Genomic DNA, 26,632 nt, shown 5'->3' with positions numbered 1-26,632 from the left:
ACTAGTCGTCGTAGTAACGGGCCTCGATGACATTGCCGTCCGGGTCGGGGAAATAGAGGCCCTCCGGCCCCCACCCGCGGGCACCGAAGGTGGGCGCCAGCCGGGCACCGGTGTCGATCCCCTCGGCCTGCAGGCGCTGATCCAGCGCGTCGTATTCGGACTTGGTCATCGCCAGGCACACGTGGTTGACGGGATGCCCGGCGCTGCCGGCGACGCGGGTCATGGTCTCGGTGCCCGCGGCGTTGGCGATCGGCGACAGGTCGATGATCGAATCCTGGGACACCCGCACACTGGGGAACGGCGCCTCCCCGGACCGGAACTCGTCGAAGCGCACGGGCTCAAGTCCGACCACCCGCGTGTAGAAGTCCATGGCCGCGGCGGAGTCCTTGGTCCACAACACCACGTGATCGAGCCGCATGATTCGGATGCTACCGCTGTAAGTTCGAGCCCATGAGCAGCTCGGAGGTGCGGGTGGAGTCGACGGGTGATTCGGTTGCCCATGAGTTGCGGGAAGAAATCCTGGCGGGCCGGCTGGCCCCGGGTGAACGTCTGGTCGAGGATGCGATCGCCAAACGGTATGGGGTGTCGCGTGTTCCCGTCCGAGAGGCGCTGAACCGGCTGCAGTCCGAGGGTTTCGTCACGATCGTGCGCTATCGCGGCGCGACGGTATCGGAGACGTTGGTCCAGGACAGCAAGGAGTTGTTGCAGATCCGGCGCGGCCTGGAGATTCTCGCCGCTCAGTTGGCCGCCAAAAATCGCGGCGGCACGGTCGCCGACGAGCTGGCGGCCGCCGCAGGGGAAAGCGATCACGACGGCCACGCATCGGGGCGGTCGTTCCACGAACTCGTTGCGGCGGCCTCAGGTAATCGGCAGCTCGAGGAGATGCTGGCGAGCGTGAACCGCCGGGTGCAGTGGGGATTGGGCCACAACCCAGACGCATCGATCAGTGACCACCGGGTGCTCGTGATCGCAATCCTCAACGGGTCGATGGTTCAGGCCGGTTACCTCATGGATGAGCATCTCCAGCGCGACGAGGCGTACTTCGCGCAGAAGTTCGGCGACGGCTAGTAATCCCTGGGTTGTATTACAATCTGAGGCAAGTTATCGTGTTCGTAACGAAAATCCCCTGATGGGAAATCGTCACGTAACAGATTTCGTATACAAAGAGTTCCAGCATGATCTCACCGATCACACCTGGAGCCCACCATGTCCCTCACCCGCTCAGCCGCCCCCGTCCCCCTTGACACCGCGGACGACGCCGCATCGCCGGGTCTGACCGCGGCCCTGGACCGCATCGGCTTCGGCCGTGTGCAGGCCGCCCTGATCCTGCTGCTGATGGCCGGATTGTTCTTCGATTCGCTCGAGCAGAACTCGACCGGGGCGATGGGGCCCCTACTGAAAGATTCCTTCGGGATCGGAAATGCCGAACTGACCATGATCAACACCGCCACCGTCCTCGGTGGCCTGGCCGGGCGCCTCATTGGCGGCTACATCGCCGACCGCTGGGGGCGCCGCGCCGCACTGAGCCTGAACCTGTTGGTCTACACCCTCGGCGGACTGATCAGCGCCGTGGCGGTCAACTACGAGATGCTGCTGGCGAGCCGCTTCATCGTCGGCATCGGGCTGGGTGGCGAATTCACTGTCGGGCTTGCGATTCTCGCGGAGATCGTCGCGACCCGTCACCGCGGTTCATTGCTCGCCACGCTGAACATCTCCTCCGGCGGCGTCGGCAACATCGCCTCCTTCGGCTTTTTCTGGCTGGTGCTGGGACCGCTCAACGGAGTACTCGGAGGGAACGACACCTCATGGCGCTGGACCTACGTCATCCTGGCCGTGCCCGCCCTGCTCGTCGTCTTCTTCCGCCGTTACCTGCCGGAGTCGCCGCGCTTCCTGCTGTCCAAGGGCCGGGTCGAGGACGCGAACAAGAGCCTCACCCGGCTTGCAGGCGGGAGCATCGCGAGTCTGCGCAAGCCCGGCATCACCCAGCAATTCGTCACTGCCGCAGACATTCCCGCCAGGGTCAAGTCCAGCTACATCGAGGTGTTCAAGGGGCAGAACCTCAAGCGCACCGCAGCGATCGGGGCCGCCTCGTGGATGTCGTTCGGAGCTCAGGTGACGCTGCTCTTCCTGATGCCGATCCTGCTCGTGTCGCGCGGCTACTCACTGTCGGACTCGCTGGCGTTCACCATGATCATGAACATCGGCTCGCTGTTCGGTGCCTGTGCCGCGTCCTACCTGGCGGGCAAGGCTCCGCGACGATTGACCGTCAGCGTCGCCGCCGTCCTGGGCTGCATCTCGGCCATCTGCTTCGCGTCGTTCGCCAATTCCACCGCGCTGATCCTGGTGCTGGGCATGATCTTCCAGTTCTTCACCATGATGCTCAACACCATGCTTTCAGTCTGGTCACCGGAGCTGTTCCCCACCTCGGTGCGCGCCATGGGCACCTCTGTGGTCAACGGGATCGGCAACGTCGCCGGCGCCGTCATGCCATTTGCCGCACTGTTCTTCTTCGACCGTGCCGGTGTCGCAGGGGTATTCATCATGATCGCGGTCATGTACGTCCTGCTCGTCGTCGCCGCCCGCTTCGGACCCGAGACCTTCGGCAAGCCACTTGAGGCAGTTGCCGAAAAGCCCGCCCTTGCCATGGCGGCCTGATCCCCCCACGGGACCCCACCAGAAAGGATGCCGAACATGTTGAACCTCAACATCTCCGCCACCGCACACGCACCCAACTACCTGCCCCAGTACTACGCCGAATCGCTCGGTCTGTTCGCCGATCGCGGGCTCACGCTGACCGCAACGGCCCGTGATCCCTGGACCGGGGTCCTCGACGACCTCGACAGCGGCGCCGCTGATGTCGCCCTCGGCGGGCTGTGGGTGCCTGCCATGTATTGGAACACCCCGCGGAAGCTGACGGTATTCGCTCAGGTCAACCACCAGTTCCCCAAGGCGCTGGTGACCCGGGGACCGGCCGAGGACTTCACCTGGTCCGACCTGATCGGAAAGACCGTCCTGGCACCAGGAATCGGCGGCAGCGCCCCGTATGCGTTCACCGCGGGACTGATCCGCGAAGCGGGCGTCGACCCGGCCTCGATCACGTTCCTGCGCGATCTGTCGTCGCCGATGTACGTCGAACTCTTCGAAGCCGGCGTGGGTGACGCGATCGTCCTCGATCTGGTGAACGCCGAGATCGTCGCCGAGCGGGGCACCGGCTACATCGCCGAGGAATACACCCAGACCGGTGGCCTGGGCCCCAACAGCGTGTACTACTGCCGCACAGACCGTTTCGCGGAGCTGACGCCGCAGCTGGTCGCGTTCACCTCGGCCCTGCAGGAATCGATGGACCTGATGAAGTCGGTGGAGCTGTCGGACCTGCACGCGCTGATGGCGGCGCACTGGCCCAAGACGCCGACGGCACCGCTGCGCAGGGCGTGTGGCCGGATGCTCGGCTCCCACACCTGGGACACCGTGCGCATCGACGCGGGGGCGACCGAGAGGTGGACGCGAATCCTGCAGGACGAGAATATGGTTCGTCGCGCACCCACGTTCGCTGAGCTGATCGACACCGCCATCGTCGACCGCATCGAGCAGGGCGCGACGGCGTCGGCGCGATGACACTGATCCTCACGCACTCGGAGATCAGTGGGCTGCTCGATCGGGCCGACGTGCACAAAGCGGTGGAGATGGCGTTCGCCGGACTGGCAACCGGTGAATGCCTCAACCCGGCGCCGCACGCGTTGCGCCTGCCATCCGAGGGCACCGCCATCCCCATGGAGGCCGCCTCGGGAGATCGGGTGTCGGTGAAGCTTCTGTGCGATCTGCCCGCAAATCGACAGCACGGCAGGCCAACACAGCGCTCCACGATCATGGTCACCTCCGCGGTGACCGGTGAGTGCGTCGCCATCCTCGACGGGCGTGCGATCACCGCGATACGCACGGCAGCGGCGAGCGCCGTCGCGACCGATCACCTCGCCACCAGGTCTGCACGTGTTCTCGGTCTGATCGGAGCCGGGAATCTGGCGATCCAACACGCACACGCCATCGCCGCCGTCCGGGACATCACGGAAATCGTGGTCTGGTCCCGCAATGACGCCACGGTGCAGAATTTCCGGGCCGCGACCGAAGGCCTGGGAGTCACCGTCACCCAAGCCCGGTCACCCGAAGTGGTGGTGGCGGCCGCGGACATCGTCTGCACCCTGACGCCATCGCGTGACCCCATCCTGCAGGGAGATTGGCTGCGGGCGGGTCAACATGTCAACGCCGTCGGTGCGCCGCCGCGGCCCGACCATCGCGAGGTCGATGCGGCCGGCATGCGGCGCGCACGCCTGGTCGTGGACAGCCATCCGACTGTGATGGCCAAATCTGGAGCCGTCCTGCTGGCCATCGCCGAGGGCGCGATCACTGCCGAGGACGCCAGCACCGAACTCGGCGCCGTGATCGCCGGCTTGGCTGCCGGCCGCACCGCCGATGACCAGATCACCCTGTTCGAATCCGTCGGCATCGGACTGCAAGATCTTGTCACTGCCAGGCTCGTCATCGCCCGCGCTCACGAACACGGCATCGGTACGGACATCGATCTGACGCGGTAGTGCCACCGACTAGCCGGCGACCCACACGCCGCCGGGATTACCGGGTGCCCGAACTGATTAAAGACTGCGGCAGCTTCGGTTGGGTGCCTGCCCCTGTCGGCCCGGAGGTGATGTCGGCAGGTTCCTCGCCGCCGCCGACGTTGCCGGAGAGTGTGGAGAGTGTGGAGGTGACACCTCCAATGGCAGCACCTCGAAGGGCGTTGAGATCGTTCAAGTAAGGATTGGGCGCCTCGGTCGGATGTGGTTCTGGTGGTCGATACCCGCACGCCAACGCCTGAAACTCAGTCCGTGCGGGTTACGGGTCGATGCGCTGCGCCGACTGAGTGCCGGTGCGTTCCCATCGCTGTCCACGCGCGTCGGTGAACCGCAGCACCATCCGGTCAACCTCAGCAGGGACCGCAAGAAAGCGGGCATCGAATCGATGCGCGGGGGCGCTGGCCAAACCGCGTTAAGTGCTTACAGCGCAATGAAATTCGGCGCTTTCGGGCTGCCCGAGGCGTTGCGCATGGAGTTGAAGCCGCACCGCATCGGCGTCACCGCCGTCGTTGGTGACGGCGGCGCTGCCTCGGCGGTAGTCAATGAAGATCCTGGCGGCCCCGAGCCGTAATGCGTCGGCCGAGGACGACGGCAACGTGAACCTCGGACTGCACTGACCCCGGGACCGGGTCAGCCGGCCTGCTTGGTCCACAAGCAGTTTCCCGGTCAGCTCTATGGAAAACAAGCTGTGCACCACCGTCAACGACAGTGGCTGCCCGCTCTCACCGGTGGCGACTTGCGCCGGTCCCACCTCGCCCGCGCTGACGACGGCTTCCTGCTCCGCCCTGCACCGGCTGTCGGGGTCCTGCGGGACGCCGATCCAATCACCCGCCTGGATCTGCGGATTCCGCAGTCCCTCTCCATGTAACTTCAGCGCCCGTCCGTAGCTCAACCACCGAGTGCTGGGCGCGAAGGGCGACTCAACCGCCCGCCATCGGTAACCGGCGCCCGCGCCACCGAGACACGACAGAAACGTCGCGCCGTCCGGCAGTGCGGTCATCGCCCCGGACTGCTCAGCCGAACACGGGCCGTCGAGTTTCGGCACACCCACCTCCGCGTGCCCGGCCGGCGCAACCAGAAGCGGAACCACCGCGAGTGCCGCCGTAGCACCAATTGCCTTATGCCGCATGGCTACACCCTGCTGAGATCCGTGCGCATCAGGGCCACGTTGTACTCGTTCCACTGAGACAGGTTCCAGTAGAGGTACTGGGGGTCCTCCGGTGTTCCATCGGGCTTCGACAACAGACTGGTGCCCGACCATGGGTGGATCATCGGCGCGTAGAGACCCGGGTACTGCGTCGAGGTCACCACTGTCTTCGGTGCCGACCATTCTCCTTGCGGCGTGTCGGAGGTTCGCATCACGATGTTGTTTTTCCCATCGGCGTAGAGCATCACATACTTGTTCAGATACGTGTTGTACTGCACCGACATCTCACCGGCGCTGGGATACGTTGTGGTCTTGAACAATCCGAAGAACGACGAGGTCGTCGTCCCGGGCAGGATCGGCTTGGCCGCCGACGGTATGCCCTTAGTCCAGCCCGACCCGTTCCAGTACTCGTACTGGGTCTGATCAAGGATCTGCTTCTCGTTGACCCGGGACAGGTAGATGGTCCCGCCGCGTCCCGCGGGGGTGCCGTACGAGTAGACGTAGCCTGCGACGGCGTCCGCTGATCCCGCGGGCGGCTTGACGAAGGCGCCCTGCTGGAAGTTCTGGTTGCCCGAGACGTACGGGACCGTCGATCGGCCCGATGCCGCCGTCCGAATGGATGACCGCGGTACGACAGTCCAGTTCTGTCCGTTGTCGTCGGAGTAGATGATGCCGGAGTAGTTCGTCGTCCAGCGCCCCGGCGAATCCCACGACCGCACGGACATGAAGTTCACGTACTGCCGGGTGGCCCCGTTCACGCCCGCCCCGGGGACCGAAATGCCCGCTGTCGGGATGATCGTGACCTCGGGCCCGACGGCGTAGCCGTACTTGCCGATGATCTCTCGAGAGAAATTGGGGTAGGTCATCGGCGAGCCGCTGTAGGCGCCCGGATCGTGGATGATCCCGTCCGGCACATAAAGCCCGTTGGACAGGACGTTGTCGGCACTGCGGAACAAGACGTTGTTCCGCCAGTTGCCCGACATATTGGGGCCGCTAAACGTGTCGCCGAACGCGATGAGAACCTCGCGCTGCTCGACGATGGTGGTGGCCGGGTTGTCGCCGGTGACGCCGTTGTCCCACATGGTGCCGACGTCGGTGCCGTAGACCCCGAAGCGGGTGGGCGTGTTGTTCAGGCTGCTGGGGCCGGTCACCCAGCCGACCCGGGTAGTGACCGGGGCCGTCACGGCCGCCGCAAGCAGCGGTGCGGAACTATAGGCCGCGGTAGCCACCGGTGTGCTGCTGGTCGGTGTGGTGCTGCCGAGGCGTGTGATGGTTTGGGTGAACTCCCGCCGCGCCCACGCCAGCAGACCCCACAACACCGGCGGCTGGGCCGGCGCCAGTGGGCTGTTGCCGGCGAGCGGCCCGAACCCGAGAGCGGCGAGTAACCCGGTGACCAGCCGCGGCGCGCTCACCGCAGCCGGTTGTCCGGCGGGGGCGCTCAGGGCGACCGGAGCGGGGGCCGCAGATTCGGCCGGCGATCCGGTTGGCAACGCGACGGTCAACGACATCTTCGTCACCGCCGGCTTGGTGAGCGTCGTGACCGCATCACCGACCGTGTCGACGGCGTTCTTCGCGACCGCAGCCGTGTCCGTCACGGCCGCAGCAGCAGGCTTCGACACCGACGGTGCCGATGTCGGCTTCGGTTCTGCGTTGGTGTTCTTCGACGTTGGCTTGGCCGGCCGAGACGTCGTGCGGCGCGCCTCAGTACGCGGGCTGGGCGCACGAAGCGCGGGGACATCGAGTAGGTGCGACAACCGGTCCATGGCGTCTTTGACCGCCGAGTCGGTCAGCGCGGCACCGCTGCCGGCTTGACGCTCGGACGTCGCCGACGACGCACCCTTTTTTCCGATGCCGGTCGCGCCGGTCGTGGCCGTTGTGCCGGTCGAGGCCGGCGCCGAGGTCGGCCCTGCTTTCGTAGCCGGCGCCGACGGCGGGGAGTCCGCGGCACTGGAGTCGGGCGGGGACACCGCCCACGCCACCCCTTGGCTCGAGGCCACCACGGCTCCGACGCCCAAGGCCAGGGCCAGGCCTCCTATCCGACCGATGCATGCTGATGCGTTCACGATTTCCTCCGAGGCCCCAACCCGGTTCTAGAGAACACCTGCAGGCTAATTCGATGTTAGGGACAGAAGTCCCAAAATGGGCAGATTAAGTCCCCAATGAGCAAATTGATTACATGGTCAATAATTCAATCTGTCTGCGGAGACGGCCCGGACTAGCAAAATTCACCCGGAAAATGCTCACGCCGCATCCGCCAGATTCCGGCAACCTCGGGTGGACCGTCCTGTCCTTGATCAGCTTTTTGCCCATCATGAGCTTCCTAGCCAAACATGAGATCGACGATCTGCTGGAGCGACTTCTCCACGCGCGGGACGCGCTGGAGGACACCGAGTGCGAGTTGCAACGCAACCACCGCGAAGACCACCGCGCACTAGAACGGCGCGAGCTCGGCCGGCCACTGTGCGGTAGGTGACGCACTCGTTGCCGAGCGGACGCCTCGAAAGAATGGTGGGCGCGGACGGTATCGAACCGCCGACCGCTGGTGTGTAAAACCAGAGCTCTACCACTGAGCTACGCGCCCGTGCCCGGGCAGGTTACACGGCGGGCGCCGGTGCAGGGAAATCCTGGTCAGGCCGTCAGCGCGGCCAGTGCCTGCACCCAGACCGCCTGATCGCGCGCCTCACCAGGCTGCTTGCACTCGGCGAACCGCACGATCCCGGCGTGGTCGATCACGAAGGTGCCGCGGTTGGCAATGCCGGCATCGGCGTTGAACACCCTGTACGCCTGCGCGACCGCGCCATGCGGCCAGAAATCGGAGAGCACCGGGAACTCGAACCCGCTCTGCGTCGCCCACACCTTGTGCGTCGGCGGCGGGCCGACGGAGATCGCCAACGTCACGGTGTCATCGTTGGAGTAGACGGCCAGATGATCGCGAATCTCGTTGAGCTCGCCCTGACAGATCCCGGTGAACGCCAGCGGGAAGAACACCAGCAGCACGTTCTTGGCACCGCGAAAGTCGCTGAGCGCGACGGGCTGACCGTTCTGGTCTTTCAGCGTGAAGTCAGGGGCAGGTGATCCGACCCCAACTGTCACGAATGCCTCCCGGCCGCCTTCGATTTCGGCTGCACCAAGCGGCTTGCGCTCCAGTCCCCCAGATTCGCCGAGGACGTCTGCATCAATCCCGCGGTCGGCGCCGATTCGGCGATCTCGGCGGGAAGCACGTGGCCGGGTATACCGGTCTTGGGCGTCAGCACCCAGATGACGCCATCTTCGGCCAACGGCGTAATCGCGTCCATCAGTCGATCGACCAGGTCACCGTCATCGTCACGCCACCAGAGCAGCACCACGTCAACGACCTCGTCGGCATCTTCGTCGAGCAGTTCCCCGCCGCTGGCATCTTCGACGCCGACACGAATGTCGTCGTCGGTGTCCTCGTCCCAGCCCAGCTCCTGAACGACCTGACCTTTTTCGATGCCCAGCTTGTGGGCATAGCTCGGGGGGCCACCCTCCGCGACCACCGTCGGAACCTCCTTCAATTCAGGGTCGGCTTTCTAGGCCTATCGTCGCACGACAGTGCGGATTACTCGCCGTGCGGTAGGAATCAATACGTCGCGTCGCACAAGCTCAGTGCATTCGACCTGGTGTCGTTGAGACTTTGGATGGTCTGGTTGAACTCTCCGGGCCCTGCGTGAGCGAGAATCGCGCGGGCCGTCGCGTGGGCACCGTCGACCCAGTCCTTGAACGCCGCCTTCAGCTCGTCAGGGATGGCGTCGGTGATGCTGGCGGCGACGGCATCGGCACTCTTGTTGAGCGAATCCACCGCCGGACCCTCGGTGCCCGACAGCTCGGGAGCAGCCTGGTTGAAGGCCTTTACGTACGAGTTGACCGCGTCGATGGCATCGGCGCTGGAGGTGGACAACGTCTCGCAGGTGTCGTGCATGGCCTGCGTGGTCAGCGATGCCTGGCGTTCGGACTCGCGGGCGCTGGAAGATGCCGACGACTGCGAGACCGACACCGACATCGAGGTCCGGTAGGCGGGTGCGTCGTTGGCATTGACCCCCCCGTGGCCCCCGGTGACGGAGGTGCAGCCGACGACGGCGGCCATCACCGCCGCGGCACTGCCGACCAGCAGACCGCCGATCCGCAGCCCGCGGGCAGTTCTGATCAGCACAGGTCGGAAGGCTACCGGGTGACTGCCCCGGTCGGCACGTGCAAGAGATTCACCTGCCCCGACTTTCACTACTCGTCGGTAGGGCCCCAAGTGCGGCACGATAGGGGGCAGATGGTGCAAAACCTGCACCAGCTACTAAGGAGCTGAAGTTGACCACCGAGTTCGCGCGCCACGATCTGGCTCAAAACTCAAGCAGTCAAAGCGATTCCGATCGAGTCCGAGTGATCCGCGAAGGCGTCGCGTCGTATCTGCCTGATATCGACAGCGAGGAGACCGCCGAGTGGCTGGAGTCCTTCGACCAACTTCTGGCCCGCTCGGGCCCGGCCCGCGCCCGCTACCTGATGCTGCGCCTGCTGGAGCGCGCCGGTGAACAGCGCGTCGCGATCCCCGCGCTGACCTCAACCGACTACGTCAACACCATTCCCACCGAGCTGGAACCCTGGTTCCCCGGCGACGAAGACGTCGAGCGCCGCTACCGCGCCTGGATCAGGTGGAACGCCGCGGTCATGGTGCACCGCGCGCAGCGCCCCGGCGTCGGCGTCGGCGGACACATCTCCACCTATGCGTCCTCGGCCGCGCTCTACGAGGTCGGCTTCAACCACTTCTTCCGCGGCAAGGCCCACCCGGGCGGCGGCGACCAGGTGTTCGTCCAGGGCCATGCCTCCCCCGGCATTTACGCCCGCGCCTTCCTCGAGGGCCGGCTCACCGCCGACCAGCTCGACGGCTTCCGCCAGGAGCACAGCCATCCCGGCGGCGGGCTGCCGTCCTACCCGCACCCCCGGCTGATGCCCGACTTCTGGGAGTTCCCGACGGTGTCGATGGGCCTGGGCCCGATGAACGCCATCTACCAGGCGCGGTTCAACCACTACCTGCAGGACCGCGGCATCAAGGACACCGCCGATCAGCACGTGTGGGCGTTCCTCGGCGACGGCGAGATGGACGAGCCGGAAAGCCGCGGCCTGATCCAGGTGGCCGCCAACGAAGCCCTGGACAACCTGACCTTCGTCGTCAACTGCAACCTGCAGCGCCTCGACGGACCGGTGCGCGGCAACGGCAAGATCATTCAGGAACTGGAGTCCTTCTTCCGGGGTGCCGGCTGGAACGTCATCAAGGTGGTCTGGGGCCGCGAGTGGGACGCCCTGCTGCACGCCGACAAGGACGGCGCGCTGGTGAACCTGATGAACACCACGCCCGACGGTGACTACCAGACCTACAAGGCCAACGACGGCGCCTACGTGCGCGACCACTTCTTCGGCCGCGACCCACGCACCAAGGCGCTCGTCGAGCCGATGACCGACAGCGAGATCTGGAACCTCAAGCGCGGCGGCCACGACTACCGCAAGGTGTACGCCGCCTACCGGGCCGCCACGGAGCACAAGGGCCAGCCCACGGTGATCCTGGCCAAGACCATCAAGGGCTACTCGCTGGGCGCCCACTTCCAGGGCCGCAACGCCACCCATCAGATGAAAAAGCTTGCGCTGCAAGATCTCCGGGACTTCCGCGACGCCATCCGGATCCCGGTCAGCGACGCCCAGCTCGAAGAGAACCCGTACCTGCCGCCGTACTACCACCCCGGCCCCGAGGCGCCCGAGATCCGCTACCTGATCGACCGGCGCCGCGCGCTCGGCGGTTTCGTGCCCGAGCGGCGCACCAAGGCCAAGGTGCTGACCCTGCCGCCGCGCGACGTGTACAAGGCGCTGAAGAAGGGGTCCGGCCAGCAACAGGTCGCGACCACCATGGCCACCGTGCGTACCTTCAAAGAACTGTTGCGGGACAAGGAGATCGGGCACCGGATCGTGCCGATCATCCCCGACGAAGCACGCACCTTCGGCATGGACTCCTGGTTCCCGAGCCTGAAGATCTACAACCGCAACGGCCAGCTCTACACCGCCGTCGACGCCGAATTGATGTTGGCCTACAAGGAAAGTGAAATCGGCCAGATCCTGCACGAGGGCATCAACGAGGCCGGCTCGACGGCGTCGTTCACCGCGGTCGGCACCTCGTACTCGACGCACAACGAACCGATGATCCCGATCTACATCTTCTATTCGATGTTCGGGTTCCAGCGCACCGGCGACGGGCTCTGGGCGGCCGGCGACCAGATGGCCCGCGGCTTCGTGCTGGGCGCGACGGCCGGGCGCACCACGCTGACCGGTGAGGGCCTCCAGCACGCCGACGGGCACTCGCTGCTGCTGGCGTCGACCAACCCGGCAGTGGTGGCCTACGACCCGGCATTCGCCTACGAGATCGCCTACATCGTGGAGAGCGGCCTGGCGCGGATGTACGGCGCGAACCCGGAGAACATCTTCTTCTACGTCACCATCTACAACGAGCCCTATGCCCAGCCGGCCGAACCGGCGGATTTCGACCCCGAGGGGCTGTTGCGGGGCATCTACCGCTATCGCGCCGCCGCCCAGAAGCGCAGCAGCGTCGCGCAGATCCTGGCGTCGGGGGTGGCGATGCCCGAGGCACTGCGCGCGGCCGACCTGCTGGCCGAGCGCTGGGACGTCGCCGCCGACGTCTGGTCGGTGACCAGCTGGGGTGAACTCAACCGCGACGGGGTCGCCGTGGAGAAGGACCTGCTGCGCCACCCGGACCGCGAAGCCCGGGTGCCCTACGTGACCCAGGCACTGGCCGACACCGCGGGCCCGGCCGTCGCGGTATCGGACTGGATGCGCGCGGTACCCGAGCAGATCCGGGCGTGGGTGCCCAACACCTACGTCACGCTGGGCACCGACGGGTTCGGCTTCTCCGACACCCGGCCCGCGGCGCGGCGCTACTTCAACACCGACGCCGAGTCGGTGGTGGTGGCGGTGCTGGAGGCGCTGGCCCGCGACGGGGAGATCGACCCGTCGGTGGCGATCGCCGCGGCGAAGGAGTACCGGATCGACGACGTCTTGGCCGCGGAGGTCTCGTTCGTCGACACCGGCAGCGCCTAGGCCGCCGAATCGGGGCGTTCGCGCCCCGCGCGTTTGGTGGGAACATCCAGAAACCCGGCGTAGCTTTTAGGGATGATCGACAACACCCCGCTTGAGCCGTCACGGTCTCCCCTGGAGTTGTTGGAGACCGTGCCGGAGTCGACGCTGCGCCGGCTCAAGCAGCACTCCGGGCGGCTGGCCAGCGAGGCAGTGGCGGCCATGACCGAGCACCTGCCGTTTTTCAGCGAACTGGAGGCCTCCCAGCGCGCCAGCGTCCAACTCGTGCTGCAAACCGCGGTGGTCAACTTCGCCGAATGGGTGCGTAAGCCACAGAGCAACGTCGGCTATACCGCCGAGGCGTTCGCCCTGGTCCCCCAGGAACTTTCCCGTCGCATCGCGCTGGCCCAGACCGTCGACATGGTGCGCGTGAGCATGGAGAACTTCGAGGCTGCCGTGCCCGCCCTGGGCCGTAATGAAGAGCAACGCATCGCCTTGTCGGTCGGCATCCTGCGCTACAGCCGCGACCTGGCCTTCGCCGCGGCGTCCTCCTACGCCGACGCCGCTGAGGCTCGCGGCGCATGGGACAGCCGAATGGAGGCCAGCGTCGTCGACGCCGTCGTCCGCGGCGACACCGGGCAGGAACTGCTATCCCGGGCCGCCGCGCTGAACTGGGACACCACCGCCCCGGCGACGGTCGTGGTCGGCACCCCGCCACCCGGCCGGGAGGAACTGGCCAGCGAGGACGTCCGCGAGATCGCCGCGCGGCACGGCCGGGGCGCGCTGGCCGACGTGCACGGCACCTGGCTCATCGGCATCATCTCCGGCCCGCTCGGGCCCACCGATCGATTTTTCAACGACCTGATCAACGCCTTCGCCGACAGTCCGGTGGTGATCGGACCGACCGCGCCGATGCTCAGCGCCGCCCACCACAGCGCCAGTGAGGCGATCTCGGGGATGAACGCCGTCGCCGGCTGGACGGGCGCACCCCGACCGGTCCTGGCCCGAGAACTGTTGCCCGAGCGCGCACTTCTGGGCGATCCCTCGGCGATCACCGCGCTGCACACCGAGATCATGCGACCGCTGGCCGATGCCGGACCGGCGCTCACCGAGACGTTGGACGCCTATCTCGACAGCGGCGGAGCGATCGAAGCTTGCGCCAGAAAACTGTTCGTTCATCCAAATACGGTCCGCTACCGCCTGCGGCGGATCGCCGACTTCACCGGCCGTGATCCCACTCTGCCGCGTGATGCGTACGTCCTGCGAGTGGCGTCGACCGTGGGCCGGCTGGGTTACCCAGCGGCCATCCACACCACGGCAAACACTTCTGTTGCCCAGCTCACACCGCCGTTGGTCGGTACCGCGGGGGTCAATTAAGACCGCAGGTAGATCGCGGCAAGGTATCGGCGGAGTCGCATCACATGCACTTTTGTGGAGACCCCACAAAAACATAAGACAAGGTTCATAATCTCTTACACCGTGCAAAACCGGTTTCACAATGTTCTCTTAAAGAGTGGCTCAATCCGTGATCGCATTGCTGGCTCCAGGCCAGGGATCTCAGACGCCCGGCATGCTCGCCGAATGGCTCGAGCTGCCTGGTGCCTCAGACCAGATCAAGACCTGGTCTGACATCGCTGGCCTCGATCTGGCCCAGCTGGGCACCACCGCGACTGCCGACGAGATCACCGACACCGCGGTCACTCAGCCCCTGGTCGTGGCGGCCACGCTGCTCGCCAACGCCGAACTGGTCAAGCGCGGCCTGCTCGCCGATAAGACGACCGTCGTCGCAGGCCACTCCGTCGGCGAGATCGCGGCCTACGCGATCGCCGGCGTCATCTCCGCCGACGACGCGGTGAAGCTGGCCGCCGTTCGCGGCGCCGAGATGGCCAAGGCCTGCGCCACCGAGCCGACCGGCATGTCGGCCATCCTTGGCGGCGACGAGGCCGAGGTGCTGGCCCGCCTCGAGGCCCTCGACCTGGTGCCCGCCAACCGCAACGCCGCAGGCCAGATCGTGGCCGCCGGAGCGCTCGCGGCGCTGGAGAAGCTGGCCGAGGACCCGCCGGCCAAGGCCCGGGTGCGCCAGCTGGCCACCGCCGGCGCCTTCCACACGCACTACATGGCCTCCGCACTCGACGGTTATGCCGCCGCGGCTGCCGAGGTCGCTACCGCCGAACCGACCACCACACTGCTGAGCAACGCCGACGGCCAGCCGGTAGCTTCAGCACAAGACGCGATGGAGAAGCTCGTCGCGCAATTGACCCGCCCGGTGCGTTGGGATCTGTGCACCGAAACCATGCGGAAGCTCTTTGAGAACACAGAGGGCTCGGCGATCGTGGAATTCCCGCCCGCGGGAACTCTGGCCGGGATCGCCAAACGAGAACTTCGGGGAGTCGCGACGCGTGCCGTCAAGACACCCGCAGATCTGGACGGACTCTCCGAGCTCTGAGGGGCCGGCCCGTCCAGGACAACCATGTAAAACACACGTTTTATCCAGTAACACAACAAATTACGAAGGAGCCACTGTGGCCGCCTCTCAGGATGAAATCATCGCCGGTCTCGCCGAGATCATCGAAGAAGTCACCGGTATCGAGCCCTCCGAGGTCACCCCGGAGAAGTCGTTCGTCGACGATCTGGACATCGACTCGCTGTCGATGGTGGAGATCGCCGTGCAGACCGAGGACAAGTACGGCGTGAAGATCCCCGACGAGGACCTCGCCGGTCTGCGCACCGTCGGTGACGTCGTCTCCTACATCCAGAAGCTCGAAGAAGAGAACCCGGAGGCTGCTGCCGCCCTGCGAGATAAGTTCACAGCAGAATGAGCAGGCCTTCCACTGCTAACGGCAATTTCCCCAGCGTCGTAGTCACGGCCGTTACGGCGACGACTTCCATCGCGTCGGATATCGAGAGCACGTGGAAGGGCCTGCTGGCGGGCGAAAGCGGAATCCGCGCACTCGATGACGAATTCGTCCACAAGTGGGACCTGGCCGCGAAAATCGGTGGACACCTCAAGGAGCCCATCGACGACGAGATGACCAGGTTGGACCTGCGACGCATGTCGTATGTCCAACGGATGGGCAAGTACCTCAGCAAGCGAATCTGGGAAGCTGCAGGCACGCCCGACGTGGATCCCGACCGGTTCTCGGTCGTGATCGGCACCGGTATCGGCGGCGGCGAGAAAATCGTCGAAATGTACGACGCCATGAACGAGGGCGGGCCCCGCAAGGTGTCCCCGCTCGCCGTTCAAATGGTGATGCCCAACGGTGCCGCCGCGGTCGTCGGCCTCGAACTGGGCGCTCGCGCCGGGGTCATCACCCCGGTGTCGGCGTGCTCGTCGGGGTCGGAGGCCATCGCGCACGCCTGGCGGCAGCTCGTCATGGGTGACGCCGATTTCGCCGTCTGTGGCGGAGTGGAAGGTGTCATCGAGGCGCTGCCGATCGCGGCGTTCTCGATGATGCGGGCCATGTCGACCAACAACGACAATCCCGAAGGCGCGTCCCGCCCGTTCGACAAGAACCGGGACGGATTCGTGTTCGGCGAGGCCGGCGCCATGATGGTCATCGAGCTCGAAGAGCACGCCAAGGCCCGCGGCGCCAAGCCGCTAGCCCGGCTGCTCGGTGCGGGCATCTCGTCGGACGGCTTCCATATGGTGGCGCCGGCGCCGGACGGCCTCCGGGCCGGGGCGGCCATGAAGCGTGCGATGGAGACGGCAGGCCTGTCCCCCAAGGACATCAGCTACGTCAACGCCCACGCAACAGCCACTCCCATCGGTGACACCGCCGAAGCCAACGCGCTTCGGGTCGCCGGTGTCGCGGACGCCGCGGTGTACGCCCCCAAGGGTGCGCTCGGCCACTCGATCGGTGCGGTCGGTGCGCTGGAGTCGATCCTCACGGTGCTGACCCTGCGTGACGGCGTCATCCCGCCCACACTGAATTACGAAACACCCGATCCGGAGATCGATCTGGACGTCGTCGCGGGCGAACCGCGCTATGGCGACTACCAGTACGCGATCAACAACTCCTTCGGGTTTGGAGGGCACAACGTAGCGCTGGCGTTCGGGCGTTACTGACACCGTTCCGGGGGGAAGGACTAGCAGGAAACAATGACAGGGTTGACTCAATTGTCAACGGGGAATGGCTTTCCCGACGTGGTCGTCACCGGAGTAGCGATGACGACCGCCCTGGCATCCGACGCCGAAGGCACCTGGAAACGGTTGCTGGACGGTCAAAGTGGCATCCGGCTTCTCGAAGACGAGTTCGTCGAGATGTACGACCTGCCAGTCCGCATCGGGGGGCACCTGCTCGAGGAATTCGACGGTGAGCTGACGCGGGTGGAACTGCGCCGGATGTCCTACCTGCAGAAGATGGCCACCGTCATCAGCCGGCGGGCCTGGCAGAGCGCCGGCTCACCGGAGGTGGATTCCACACGGTTGATGGTGTCGCTCGGAACCGGGATCGGCTCAACCGAAGAACTGCTATTCGCCTACGAAGCGATGCGCGCCAAAGGCCTGCGGGCGGTATCACCGCTGGCAGTCCAGATGTACATGCCCAACGCCGCCGCGGCGGCCGTCGGGTTGGAGCTCAAGGCGAAGGCCGGGGTCATCACTCCGGTCTCGGCTTGCGCCTCCGGATCGGAAGCCATCGCGCAGGCATGGCGACAGATCGTTCTCGGCGAAGCCGACATCGCGGTATGCGGTGGCGTCGAGACCAAGATCGAGGCCGTGCCGATCGCGGGATTCGCTCAGATGCGAATTGTCTTGTCCACCACCAACGACGACCCGGCCGGCGCCTGCCGGCCGTTCGACAAAGATCGCAACGGGTTCGTCTTCGGTGAGGGCGGCGCGATGATGGTCATCGAGACCGAGGAACACGCCAAGGCGCGCGGGGCCAACATCCTCGCCCGCATCATGGGCGCGGGCATCACCTCGGACGGGTACCACATCGTGGCGCCCGACCCCAACGGCGAACAGGCGGGTCACGCAATGACGCGGGCAATCCAGCTCGCGGGTTTGCAGCCCGCCGACATCGACCACATCAACGCCCACGCGACAGGCACCCAGGTGGGCGATGTCGCGGAGGCAAAGGCAATCAACAATGCGGTCGGCACTCATCGGCCGGCGGTCTACGCGCCCAAATCGGCGCTGGGCCACTCGGTGGGTGCCGTGGGTGCGGTGGAGTCGATCCTCACCGTGCTGGCACTGCGGGACGGCGTCGTGCCGGCCACGCTCAACCTGCGCAACCTCGATCCGGAGATCGATCTGGACGTGGTGGCCGGCGAACCCCGGCCAGGCAACTACCAGTATGCGATCAACAACTCGTTCGGATTCGGTGGTCACAATGTGGCGATCGCCTTCGGGAAGTACTGACAACACGAACAGTGTTGACAGTGCCAACTGATATCCCGTGCGCACATAGGAGGTTCAGATGACGACTATCGCCCCTGAGACGGTCGGCGAATCGCTCGACCCGCGTGACCCGCTGCTGCGGCTGTCCACGTTCTTCGACGACGGCAGCGTGGAGCTGCTGCACGAGCGTGACCGGTCCGGTGTGCTGTCCGCGGCCGGCACCGTCAACGGCGTGCGCACCATCGCCTTCTGCACCGACGGCACCGTCATGGGCGGCGCCATGGGAGTCGAGGGCTGCCAGCACATCGTCAATGCCTACGACGCCGCCATCGAGGAGCAGGCCCCGATCGTGGGCATCTGGCACTCCGGTGGCGCCCGGCTCGCTGAGGGCGTCAAGGCGCTGCATGCGGTGGGACTGGTCTTCGAGGCCATGATCCGCGCGTCGGGCTACATCCCGCAGATCTCGGTCGTGGTCGGCTTCGCCGCCGGCGGCGCGGCCTACGGTCCCGCGCTGACCGACGTCGTCATCATGGCGGCGGAGGGCCGGGTGTTCGTCACCGGTCCCGACGTGGTGCGCAGCGTGACCGGTGAGGACGTCGACATGGCCTCCCTCGGAGGTCCGGACACCCACCACAAGAAGTCCGGTGTGTGCCACATCGTCGCCACCGACGAGCTGGACGCCTACGCGCGCGCTCGCCGGTTGATCGGATTGTTCTCCCAGCAGGGCCATTTCGACCGCGATAAGGCCGAGGCCGGCGACACCGACCTGCACGCGCTGCTGCCGGCGTCGCCCCGTCGCGCCTACGACGTGCACCCGCTGGTCGAGGCACTGCTGGACGCGGACACTCCGTTCGAGGAATTCCAGGGCAAGTGGGCGCCGTCGATCGTCGTCGGTCTGGGCAGGCTGTCCGGCCGCACGGTCGGCGTCATCGCCAACAATCCGCTGCGTCTTGGCGGCTGCCTGAACTCTGAAAGCGCGGAGAAGTCAGCGCGTTTCGTGCGCCTGTGTGACGCCTTCGGCATCCCGCTGGTGGTCATCGTCGACGTGCCCGGTTATCTGCCCGGCGTGGACCAGGAGTGGGGCGGGGTCGTGCGCCGTGGCGCCAAGCTGCTGCACGCCTTCGGTGAGGCGAATGTTCCGCGGGTGACACTGGTGACGCGAAAGATCTACGGCGGGGCCTACATTGCGATGAACTCGCGGTCGCTGGGCGCCACGAAGGTGTTCGCCTGGCCGGACGCGGAGGTTGCCGTGATGGGCGCCAAAGCTGCGGTCGGCATTCTGCACAAGAGGAAGCTGGCCGCCGCACCCGATGACGAGCGCGAAGCCCTGCACGAGGAATTGGCCGCCGAACACGAGCGGATCGCCGGCGGCGTGGACAGTGCGGTCGAGATCGGTGTGGTCGACGAGAAGATCGACCCGGCGCACACTCGCAGCAAGCTGACCCAGGCGCTCGCCGAGGCTCCGGCCCGGCGCGGACGGCACAAGAACATCCCGCTCTGATTCGGTTGCGCCCAAACCAACGTTTGGGCGGAAAAGTGCGAGTAGATCGCGCCATTTCGTCGATCTCGGCGCTGGGTTGGCTGGCTAGATCACCGCACGCTGTAGGCCTTCGGCGTGGGCGCGGATGCGCATGGCGTCCTGCCCCGGTGGAGCGCCGAAGAGCCTGCGGTACTCGCGGGTGAATTGCGACGGGCTGTCATAGCCGACGCGATGCCCGATGCCCGCGATGTCGCCGGGCGCGGTGACGAGCATCGAGCGCGCCTCCTGCAGCCGGATCCGCTTCTGGAATTGCAAGGGGCTCATGGCCGTAACCCCCCGGAAGTGCCGGTGGAACGTCGACGGGCTCATCCCGGCCACCTGGGCCAGCTCATCGATGCGCATCGGTTCGGCGTAGTTCTCCCGGATCCAGCCGATGGCCCGGCTGACGTAAGACAGGTTGCTGTCGGCCAAGCCGATCTGCCGCACGGTCTCCCCCTGCGGCCCCGTCAGAAGCCGCCAGATGATCTCGCGCTCGATCAGGGGCGCCAGAATCGTTGCATCCGAGGGCTTTTCGAGCAGTCGCAGCAGCCGAATCACCGCGTCGAGTAGCTCGGTGTCGGCATCGGCGGTCGACATCGCCGAATGCGCGACCGCGCCACGGGCCCAGCGCGCGGCCGGGGCCTGCAACACCAACCCGGCGACCACAGCGGGCCGCAGCACCAACGCCATCCCCAACGACGGGGCGCCATCCGCGGTGTCGAGGAAGTGCCCGGTCACCGGCAGATCGGCCGTCACGACCAGACACTGCCCCGCGCGGTATTCGTACACCTCATCGCCGAGCAGCAGGCGCTTGCCGCCCTGAGCCATCACCACAACCAGGGGTTCGGTCAGCGAATAGTCCGGCGTTGTCGATGCCGCCGCCTCGGATAACAGCAGCCCGTCGATCGGGGTCTGCAGGTCCGCTCTGACATGAGCCGCGATCAATGCGCGCATCTCGGCCAACTGATCCGCACGGGCATCCATGCCTAGATCCCATCAAAGTTAATCGGATCATGCAAGAGTTGGATCGCATTGGTCTACCTCTGAGCTGTGTATTCGCCTTTGATGGATATGTCAGACACATCTACCAAGGAGCGATTCATGCCACTCGATCACTACGTCACCCTTGGCCGGTCCGGCTTGCGGGTCAGCCCGTTCGCCCTCGGCGCGATGACGTTCGGCGAAGACGCCGGGGGCGCCGGCTCCAGCGTCGAGGAGTCCGAGCGGATCCTCGACGCCTACCTGGACCGCGGCGGCAATTTCGTCGACACCGCCAACTTCTATACCAACGGCCACTCGGAAAAGATCCTCGGCGATTGGTTCGGTGCCCGCCCTGGTCGCCGCGACCGGGTCGTGCTGGCCTCGAAGTTCTTCGCCAATCTGCATCCCGGTGACCCCAACGGCGGCGGCGCGGGACGCACCGCGATCCTCGGCCAGCTGCGAGAAACGTTGCGCCGCTTGAATACCGACTATCTGGATCTGTACTGGCTGCACAACTGGGATCGCAACACACCCATCGAGGAGACCCTGCGCACCCTCGACGACTTGGTTCGCTCCGGCACCGTTCGCTACATCGGCTTCTCCAACACACCGGCCTGGGTGACCGCCCAGGCCCAGACCATGGCCGTGTTGCGCGGCTGGACACCGCTGATCGCCCTGCAGGTGGAGTATTCGCTTCTGGCCCGCACCGTCGAGGGTGAGCTCGCCCCGCTTGCGCTCGACCAGGGCATGGCGCTGGTGCCGTGGAGTCCGCTGAAGAACGGGTTCCTGTCCGGCAAGTACCGCCGCGGAGCGACCGTCGACGATTCGGTCCGTGCCAGCTATGTCGGCGGCCCCAGTGATGACGAGTTCGTGGTCATCGAGGCGGTCACCGCCGTCGCTGACGAGGTCGGCACCACGCCGGCCGCGGTTGCGCTGGCCTGGCTGCGGGCCCGGCAGGGCACCGTCGTACCGATTCTGGGGGCGCGGCGGATGGCGCACCTCGAGGACAACCTGGCGGCCGTCGACGTCACGCTGACCCCCGAGCAGGTGCGTCGGCTCGACGAGGTGTCCGCGCCGACGCTCAACTACCCGGCCGACGTGAACGGGACGACCCGCTCGATGCTGCAGTTCGCCGGCACCACCGTGGACGGTGAGCCGTCGACGGTCTATCCCCCGCTGCTGCAGAGTGCCGTCCGGTATTGAGTCAGGCGCGGGCCAGCAGGTCCTCGGCCACGGCCAGCGCCCGGTCCCGGTCGGCCTCGACGAGCCCGATGCGGGTGCGCCGGTCCACGATGTCGTCAGCGCTCAAGGCGCCTTCGTGGGTCACGGCGAACTCGAATTCCGCCCGGGTGACGTCAATACCGTCGGCGACCGGGTCGGTCGGCCGGTCGCAGCGCGCCGAAGCGATGACGTTCGGCGACTCGGCGCCGTATCGGGCGACCAGAGAACTGGGCAGATGACTCGTCGTACGCAGTGTGGCAACAGGATTGGCGGGCGCACCAACCAGCGGCAGATTGCGGGTGCGGCACGGCTGGGCGGTGATCGACCGGGCCGTCAGCGCGCGGTCGAGGGCATCTTCAGCCATGTGCCGGTACTCGGTGAGCTTGCCGCCGACGATGCTGAACACCCCGGAATCCGATTCGATGACGGCGTGTTCGCGCGACAGATCTGACGTCCGGCCCTCCCCCGTGTCGATCAGCGGACGCAGTCCGGCGTACGCACCCTTGACATCCGCGTTCGTCAGCGCGGTTCCCAGCGCGGTGTTGACGGTGTCAAGCAGGAAGCTGGTCTCGGCGGGAGTCGGTTCGGGCACATCGGGAATCGGGCCGGGGGCGTCTTCGTCGGTCAGCCCGAGGTAGACGCGGCCGAGCTGCTCGGGCATCGCGAACACGAACCGGTTGATCTCGCCGGGGATCGGAATGGTCAGCGCGGCAGTCGGATTGCCGAACGACGCGGCATCGAACACCAGGTGGGTGCCCCGGCTCGGGCGCAGCTTGATCGCGGGATCGACCTCGCCGGCCCACACGCCGGTCGCGTTGATGACCGCGCGGGCGGTCACCTCGAGCGAGTCGCCGGTCAGCTCGTCGCGCAGCCGCACCGAGGTGCCGGTGGCGCTCACCGCGGACACCCGAGTCAGGATCCGAGCGCCATGTTGAGCGGCGGTGCGGGTGACCGCGACGACCAGTCTGGCGTCGTCGATCAGCTGCCCGTCGTAGGCGAGCAGGCCGCCGTCGAGGCCGTCGCGGCGCACGGTCGGCACCATTGACAGGGCCTGCGATACACCGATGCGCCGGGATCGTGGCAGGGTCGAGGACTTGGTGCCGGCCAATACGCGCAGCGCGTCACCGGCCACGAAACCGGTTCGTATCAAAGCTCTTTGAGTGCGACCCATGGACGGTAGCAGCGGAACCAGCTGCGGCATGGCGCTCACCAGGTGCGGGGCATTGCGGGTCATCAGGATGCCACGCTCGACCGCGCTGCGCCGTGCGATGCCGACGTTGCCGGTGGCCAGATAACGCAGGCCGCCGTGGACCAGCTTGGAGCTCCAGCGGCTGGTGCCGAAGGCCAGGTCGTGCTTCTCGACCAGCAGCACGGACAGGCCGCGGCTGGCGGCGTCGAGTGCGATGCCGGCCCCGGTGATGCCGCCGCCGATGACGACGACGTCGACGCGGCCGTCGTCACCCAGCTCGGTCAGTTCGATGGTGCGCCGGGCGGCGCTGAGGGCGGTGAGGTCACTCATGGGGCGAGGTATCCATTCAGGGCACGGGACAGCTCGACGCTCAGTGCGTCGCCGTCGAGGATGGGTTCGACGATCTGGGCGGACTGGATCGTGGACTGCCCGATGAGCAGCACCATCGCCGACATCCGTCGGACGTCGCCGGCCCGGACGCTGCCGTCGACTTGGGCAACGCGCAGGGCGTCGACGAGCAGGTCGATCAGGATCTGCTGGCTGGTGCCCAGGCGTCCGGCGATGTAGACCATCGCCAGGTCGGGGGCGGATCTCAGAACCGAGGTGATGAGTTCGTCGTCGCGCAGGCGGCGGGCCACCTCGACGATCCGCTGGACCAGGCCGGTGCGGCCGGGGGTGGTCGCCGGGACCGCGCGCCAGGCGCCGGTAATCCGGTCGGTGAGCAGCGAGGCCACGATCGTATTGGTGTCTGGCCAGCGGCGATACACCGTTGGACGGCTCACGCCCGCCCGTCGGGCGATCTCGGCCAGGGTGACCCGCTCGACGCCGAAGTCGCGGACACAGCTGGCCGCGGCGGCCATGATCCGGTCGCCGATGTCCACCGATTCGTCGTTACTAATTGACAGCATCTGTAATACTGTAACGCATGAGCAACGATGCCCGCACCCTGGTTCCCCCGATGGCCTGGAACGCCTGGGGTGACCCCGCTGCCGCCAAGCCCCTCTCCGACGGCATTCGGACACTGCTCGAGCAGGCACTCGGCGTGACCGTAAATGAGGTCCCCGCGCCGTCGATCGCCGAGGTGCAGGTGCGCCCGTCGGGATTGGCGGAGGTGCACCGCGATGCACTCGCGGAATTCGTGGGTGCCGACTACATCCGTACCGACGACCAGGGCCGGCTGTTGTATGCCGGCGGCAAATCGACACTGGATCTGTTGCGCCGCAAGCAGACCCACCAGGATGCGCCGGATGCGGTGTTGCTTCCGGGTAGCGAGGACGAGATCGCGACCGTGCTGCGCTACTGCTCGCAGCACGGCATCGCCGTGGTGCCGTTCGGTGGCGGCACCAGCGTGGTCGGCGGACTCGACCCGATCCGCGGCGATTTCGCCGCCGTCATCTCACTGGACCTGCGCCGGCTCGACGCACTGCATTCGCTGGACGAGACGTCGATGCAGGCGGAACTGGGTGCCGGCGTCACCGGGCCGGATGCCGAGCGCCTGCTGGGTGAGCACGGCTTCTCGCTGGGGCACTTCCCGCAGAGCTTCCGGTTCGCCACCATCGGCGGGTACGCAGCCACCCGCTCCTCGGGGCAGGATTCCGCCGGGTATGGCCGGTTCAACGACATGATTCGGGGGCTGACGGTGGTCACCCCGGTCGGCGTCCTGAACCTCGGCGGGCGAGCGCCGGAGACCGCCGCCGGGCCCGATCTGCGGGAACTGTTCTCCGGGTCCGAGGGTGTCTTCGGTGTCATCACCCGGGTTCGGCTGCGGGTGCATCCGGTCCCGGAGACGGTGCGCTACGAGGCGTGGTCGTTCCCCGACTTCGCCACCGGCGCGGCCGCGTTTCGCGCTGTGACCCAGATCGGCACCGGGCCCACCGTGCTGAGGTTGTCGGACGAGGCCGAGACCGGCGTGAACCTGGCGACCACCGGGAACATCGGTGAGCAGAGCATCACCGGCGGGTGCCTGGCGCTCAGCTTGTTCGAGGGAAGCGCCGCACACACCGAGAGCAGGCACGCCGAAACCCGCGCAGTGTTAGAAGCCCAGGGCGGCACCTCGCTGGGCGAGGCCCCGGCGCGGGCATGGGAGCACGGCCGTTTCGACGCACCGTATCTGCGCGATTCCCTGCTGGCCGCCGGCGCATTGTGCGAGACCTTGGAGACGGCCACCACGTGGGCCAACCTGACCACGCTGAAAGCCGCGGTCACCGAGGCGCTGACCTCATCGCTTGCCGAAAGCGGCACGCCCGCGTTGGTGATGTGCCACATTTCGCATGTGTATCCCACCGGGGCATCGCTGTACTTCACCGTCGTGGCCGGCCAGCGCGGTGACGTCGCCGCGCAGTGGCTGGCCGCTAAAGTTGCTGCCTCCGATGCGATTTCGCGCACCGGCGGCACCATCACCCACCATCACGCGGTCGGGGCTGATCACCGACCATGGATGGGCGCGGAGATCGGTGAGCTCGGCGTGAAGGTACTGCGGGCCGTCAAGCAAGCTGTCGACCCGGCGGGGATTCTGAACCCAGGCAAGCTGATTCCGTGATTTCCCACGTCACCGTCCTGACGAACCCGAAGTCGGGTCACGGCAACGCGCCGCATGCCGGGGAGCTGGCGGTGGCTCGCTTCCAGGAGCTCGGGATCAACGTGACCGGAATCATCGGCCGCGATGCCGCCCACGCCCGCGAATTGGTCGATGACGCGCTGACCCGCGAGACCGATGCACTGGTCGTGGTGGGCGGTGACGGAGTGATCCGCTTGGCGCTGCAGGCGTTGGCGCGCACCGACATTCCGCTAGGGATCGTACCGGCCGGGACCGGTAACGACCACGCTCGCGAATACGGGCTGCCGACGGCCGATCCGGTGGCGGCCGTCGACATCATCGCCGCCGGGCACACCGAAACCGTCGACCTCGGGCTCATCAAGGGCGCCGACGGGTCCAGCACCTGGTTCGGGACGGTGGCCGCGACCGGATTCGACTCGCTGGTCAGCGATCGCGTCAACCGGATGAGCTGGCCACACGGCCGGATGCGTTACAACGTCGCGCTCGTCGCGGAGATCTCCCAGTTGCGGCCGTTGCCATTTCGGCTGGTGCTCGACGGCGAGCGGGAGATCGTCACCGACCTGACGTTGGCGGCGTTCGGCAACACTCGCAGTTACGGCGGTGGCATGTTGATCACGCCGGGAGCTAATCACTGCGACGGAATGCTCGACATCACGATGGTGCATTCCTCGTCGCGCACGAAGCTGATCCGGTTGTTCCCGACGGTCTTCAAGGGCACCCACGTGAACCTTCCCCAGGTGACCACCGACCGGGCCCGCACGATCACCGTCGACTCCCCCGGCATCAACGCCTACGCCGACGGCGACTATGTGTGCCCGCTTCCCGCCGAGATCTCCGCGGTTTCAGGTGCATTGAAGATTCTGTGCCGGCCAGCTGGGCCGCGCTAAGCGGCGAGACTCTGACGGAAGTCTTAACAGTCAACGCTGCGAGCGTCGGGCGGCGTTTGCCTGGATACGATTCGGCCGA

Annotated in this window: 24 protein-coding genes and 1 tRNA gene; 15 read left to right on the top strand and 10 right to left on the bottom strand. The window is 66.6% G+C overall.

Going from position 1 to position 26,632, the window contains the following annotated elements; all coding sequences use genetic code 11:
- Position 1: 1 nt before the first annotated feature.
- A complete protein-coding gene (locus SLQ31_RS12915) occupies positions 2 to 418 on the bottom strand; it encodes a VOC family protein (RefSeq protein WP_319433176.1) in 417 nt (138 codons plus the stop codon).
- Between the two features lie 32 nt (positions 419 to 450).
- Between SLQ31_RS12915 and SLQ31_RS12910 the strand changes: the two genes are divergently transcribed.
- The 4 genes from SLQ31_RS12910 (at position 451) to SLQ31_RS12895 (ending at position 4,589) form a co-directional block, all read left to right on the top strand.
- Positions 451 to 1,068, top strand: a complete 618-nt coding sequence (locus tag SLQ31_RS12910) for a GntR family transcriptional regulator (protein WP_319433175.1) — start codon at positions 451 to 453, stop codon at positions 1,066 to 1,068.
- Between the two features lie 138 nt (positions 1,069 to 1,206).
- The gene (locus SLQ31_RS12905; protein ID WP_319433174.1) at positions 1,207 to 2,655 is read left to right on the top strand and encodes an MFS transporter; all 1,449 of its coding nucleotides are present in this window, start codon (positions 1,207 to 1,209) and stop codon (positions 2,653 to 2,655) included.
- 36 nt (positions 2,656 to 2,691) lie between these two features.
- Positions 2,692 to 3,615 (top strand): ABC transporter substrate-binding protein, encoded by a 924-nt coding sequence (locus SLQ31_RS12900; protein WP_319433173.1) that lies wholly within the window; start codon positions 2,692 to 2,694, stop codon positions 3,613 to 3,615.
- Positions 3,612 to 4,589: an ornithine cyclodeaminase family protein gene (locus SLQ31_RS12895; RefSeq protein WP_319433172.1), complete on the top strand. Its 978-nt coding sequence runs from the start codon at positions 3,612 to 3,614 to the stop codon at positions 4,587 to 4,589. Before SLQ31_RS12900 ends, SLQ31_RS12895 begins: the two co-directional genes overlap by 4 nt.
- Positions 4,590 to 5,037: 448 nt before the next feature.
- Here SLQ31_RS12895 and SLQ31_RS12890 read toward each other — a convergent pair whose 3' ends face one another.
- Together SLQ31_RS12890 and SLQ31_RS12885 are read right to left on the bottom strand one after the other, a co-directional pair.
- Positions 5,038 to 5,754 carry a hypothetical protein gene (locus tag SLQ31_RS12890; RefSeq protein WP_319433171.1) on the bottom strand — a complete coding sequence of 239 codons (717 nt, stop codon included), beginning with the start codon at positions 5,752 to 5,754 and terminating at the stop codon, positions 5,038 to 5,040.
- Positions 5,755 to 5,756: 2 nt separating this feature from the next.
- Complete coding sequence (locus tag SLQ31_RS12885; RefSeq protein WP_319433170.1) at positions 5,757 to 7,835, bottom strand: DUF4185 domain-containing protein; 2,079 nt, start codon at positions 7,833 to 7,835, stop codon at positions 5,757 to 5,759.
- A 173-nt stretch (positions 7,836 to 8,008) separates the two neighbouring features.
- Between SLQ31_RS12885 and SLQ31_RS12880 the strand changes: the two genes are divergently transcribed.
- The gene (locus SLQ31_RS12880; protein WP_319433169.1) at positions 8,009 to 8,245 is read left to right on the top strand and encodes a hypothetical protein; all 237 of its coding nucleotides are present in this window, start codon (positions 8,009 to 8,011) and stop codon (positions 8,243 to 8,245) included.
- Positions 8,246 to 8,278: 33 nt separating this feature from the next.
- Here the strand turns inward: SLQ31_RS12880 and SLQ31_RS12875 are convergent.
- The 4 genes from SLQ31_RS12875 to SLQ31_RS12860 all read right to left on the bottom strand — a co-directional run bounded on the left by SLQ31_RS12875 (position 8,279) and on the right by SLQ31_RS12860 (position 9,943).
- Positions 8,279 to 8,353: transfer RNA gene (locus SLQ31_RS12875), tRNA-Val, on the bottom strand.
- 47 nt (positions 8,354 to 8,400) lie between these two features.
- Positions 8,401 to 8,865 carry a peroxiredoxin gene (locus SLQ31_RS12870; protein WP_319433168.1) on the bottom strand — a complete coding sequence of 155 codons (465 nt, stop codon included), beginning with the start codon at positions 8,863 to 8,865 and terminating at the stop codon, positions 8,401 to 8,403.
- On the bottom strand, positions 8,862 to 9,290 hold the full coding sequence (locus SLQ31_RS12865) for a DUF3052 domain-containing protein (RefSeq protein WP_319434604.1): 429 nt from the start codon (positions 9,288 to 9,290) through the stop codon (positions 8,862 to 8,864). Before SLQ31_RS12865 ends, SLQ31_RS12870 begins: the two co-directional genes overlap by 4 nt.
- Positions 9,291 to 9,373: 83 nt before the next feature.
- Positions 9,374 to 9,943 (bottom strand): hypothetical protein, encoded by a 570-nt coding sequence (locus SLQ31_RS12860; protein ID WP_319433167.1) that lies wholly within the window; start codon positions 9,941 to 9,943, stop codon positions 9,374 to 9,376.
- A 149-nt stretch (positions 9,944 to 10,092) separates the two neighbouring features.
- Between SLQ31_RS12860 and aceE the strand changes: the two genes are divergently transcribed.
- From aceE to SLQ31_RS12825, 7 genes are all read left to right on the top strand, one after another.
- Complete coding sequence (gene aceE, locus SLQ31_RS12855) at positions 10,093 to 12,882, top strand: pyruvate dehydrogenase (acetyl-transferring), homodimeric type (protein WP_319433166.1); 2,790 nt, start codon at positions 10,093 to 10,095, stop codon at positions 12,880 to 12,882.
- Positions 12,883 to 12,954: 72 nt separating this feature from the next.
- A complete protein-coding gene (locus SLQ31_RS12850; RefSeq protein ID WP_319433165.1) occupies positions 12,955 to 14,235 on the top strand; it encodes a PucR family transcriptional regulator in 1,281 nt (426 codons plus the stop codon).
- A gap of 148 nt (positions 14,236 to 14,383) precedes the next feature.
- A complete protein-coding gene (locus SLQ31_RS12845; protein ID WP_319434602.1) occupies positions 14,384 to 15,304 on the top strand; it encodes an ACP S-malonyltransferase in 921 nt (306 codons plus the stop codon).
- 76 nt (positions 15,305 to 15,380) lie between these two features.
- Positions 15,381 to 15,677, top strand: coding sequence for a meromycolate extension acyl carrier protein AcpM (gene acpM, locus SLQ31_RS12840; protein WP_319433164.1), 297 nt, complete (start codon positions 15,381 to 15,383; stop codon positions 15,675 to 15,677).
- Positions 15,674 to 16,924: a 3-oxoacyl-ACP synthase KasA gene (gene kasA, locus SLQ31_RS12835; protein WP_319433163.1), complete on the top strand. Its 1,251-nt coding sequence runs from the start codon at positions 15,674 to 15,676 to the stop codon at positions 16,922 to 16,924. Before acpM ends, kasA begins: the two co-directional genes overlap by 4 nt.
- A gap of 33 nt (positions 16,925 to 16,957) precedes the next feature.
- Complete coding sequence (gene kasB, locus SLQ31_RS12830; protein ID WP_319433162.1) at positions 16,958 to 18,220, top strand: 3-oxoacyl-ACP synthase KasB; 1,263 nt, start codon at positions 16,958 to 16,960, stop codon at positions 18,218 to 18,220.
- Between the two features lie 58 nt (positions 18,221 to 18,278).
- Positions 18,279 to 19,700 (top strand): acyl-CoA carboxylase subunit beta, encoded by a 1,422-nt coding sequence (locus SLQ31_RS12825; protein WP_319433161.1) that lies wholly within the window; start codon positions 18,279 to 18,281, stop codon positions 19,698 to 19,700.
- Between the two features lie 84 nt (positions 19,701 to 19,784).
- Here the strand turns inward: SLQ31_RS12825 and SLQ31_RS12820 are convergent, their stop codons facing one another.
- Entirely contained in the window at positions 19,785 to 20,702 is a 918-nt protein-coding gene (locus SLQ31_RS12820; RefSeq protein WP_319433160.1) for an AraC family transcriptional regulator, read from the bottom strand.
- A 117-nt stretch (positions 20,703 to 20,819) separates the two neighbouring features.
- Here SLQ31_RS12820 and SLQ31_RS12815 point away from each other — a divergent pair, with 117 nt between their 5' ends.
- Positions 20,820 to 21,902, top strand: a complete 1,083-nt coding sequence (locus SLQ31_RS12815; RefSeq protein WP_319433159.1) for an aldo/keto reductase — start codon at positions 20,820 to 20,822, stop codon at positions 21,900 to 21,902.
- 1 nt (position 21,903) lies between these two features.
- Here the strand turns inward: SLQ31_RS12815 and SLQ31_RS12810 are convergent, their stop codons facing one another.
- Together SLQ31_RS12810 and SLQ31_RS12805 are read right to left on the bottom strand one after the other, a co-directional pair.
- The gene (locus SLQ31_RS12810; RefSeq protein ID WP_319433158.1) at positions 21,904 to 23,439 is read right to left on the bottom strand and encodes a glycerol-3-phosphate dehydrogenase/oxidase; all 1,536 of its coding nucleotides are present in this window, start codon (positions 23,437 to 23,439) and stop codon (positions 21,904 to 21,906) included.
- Complete coding sequence (locus tag SLQ31_RS12805; protein ID WP_319433157.1) at positions 23,436 to 24,017, bottom strand: helix-turn-helix domain-containing protein; 582 nt, start codon at positions 24,015 to 24,017, stop codon at positions 23,436 to 23,438. The genes SLQ31_RS12810 and SLQ31_RS12805 overlap by 4 nt, the downstream gene beginning before the upstream one ends.
- Before the next feature lie 50 nt (positions 24,018 to 24,067).
- On the opposite strand from SLQ31_RS12805, the gene SLQ31_RS12800 reads away from it, so the two are divergent.
- Together SLQ31_RS12800 and SLQ31_RS12795 are read left to right on the top strand one after the other, a co-directional pair.
- Positions 24,068 to 25,648: an FAD-binding oxidoreductase gene (locus SLQ31_RS12800; RefSeq protein ID WP_319434600.1), complete on the top strand. Its 1,581-nt coding sequence runs from the start codon at positions 24,068 to 24,070 to the stop codon at positions 25,646 to 25,648.
- On the top strand, positions 25,645 to 26,553 hold the full coding sequence (locus SLQ31_RS12795; protein WP_319433156.1) for a diacylglycerol kinase: 909 nt from the start codon (positions 25,645 to 25,647) through the stop codon (positions 26,551 to 26,553). The genes SLQ31_RS12800 and SLQ31_RS12795 overlap by 4 nt, the downstream gene beginning before the upstream one ends.
- Positions 26,554 to 26,632 lie beyond the last annotated feature (79 nt).

Source organism: Mycobacterium sp. RTGN5 (assembly GCF_033804465.1).
Lineage (GTDB): Bacteria > Actinomycetota > Actinomycetes > Mycobacteriales > Mycobacteriaceae > Mycobacterium.
The sequence above is the reverse complement of the archived record's forward strand: the minus strand, read 5'-3'. Positions and strand labels throughout refer to the sequence as shown.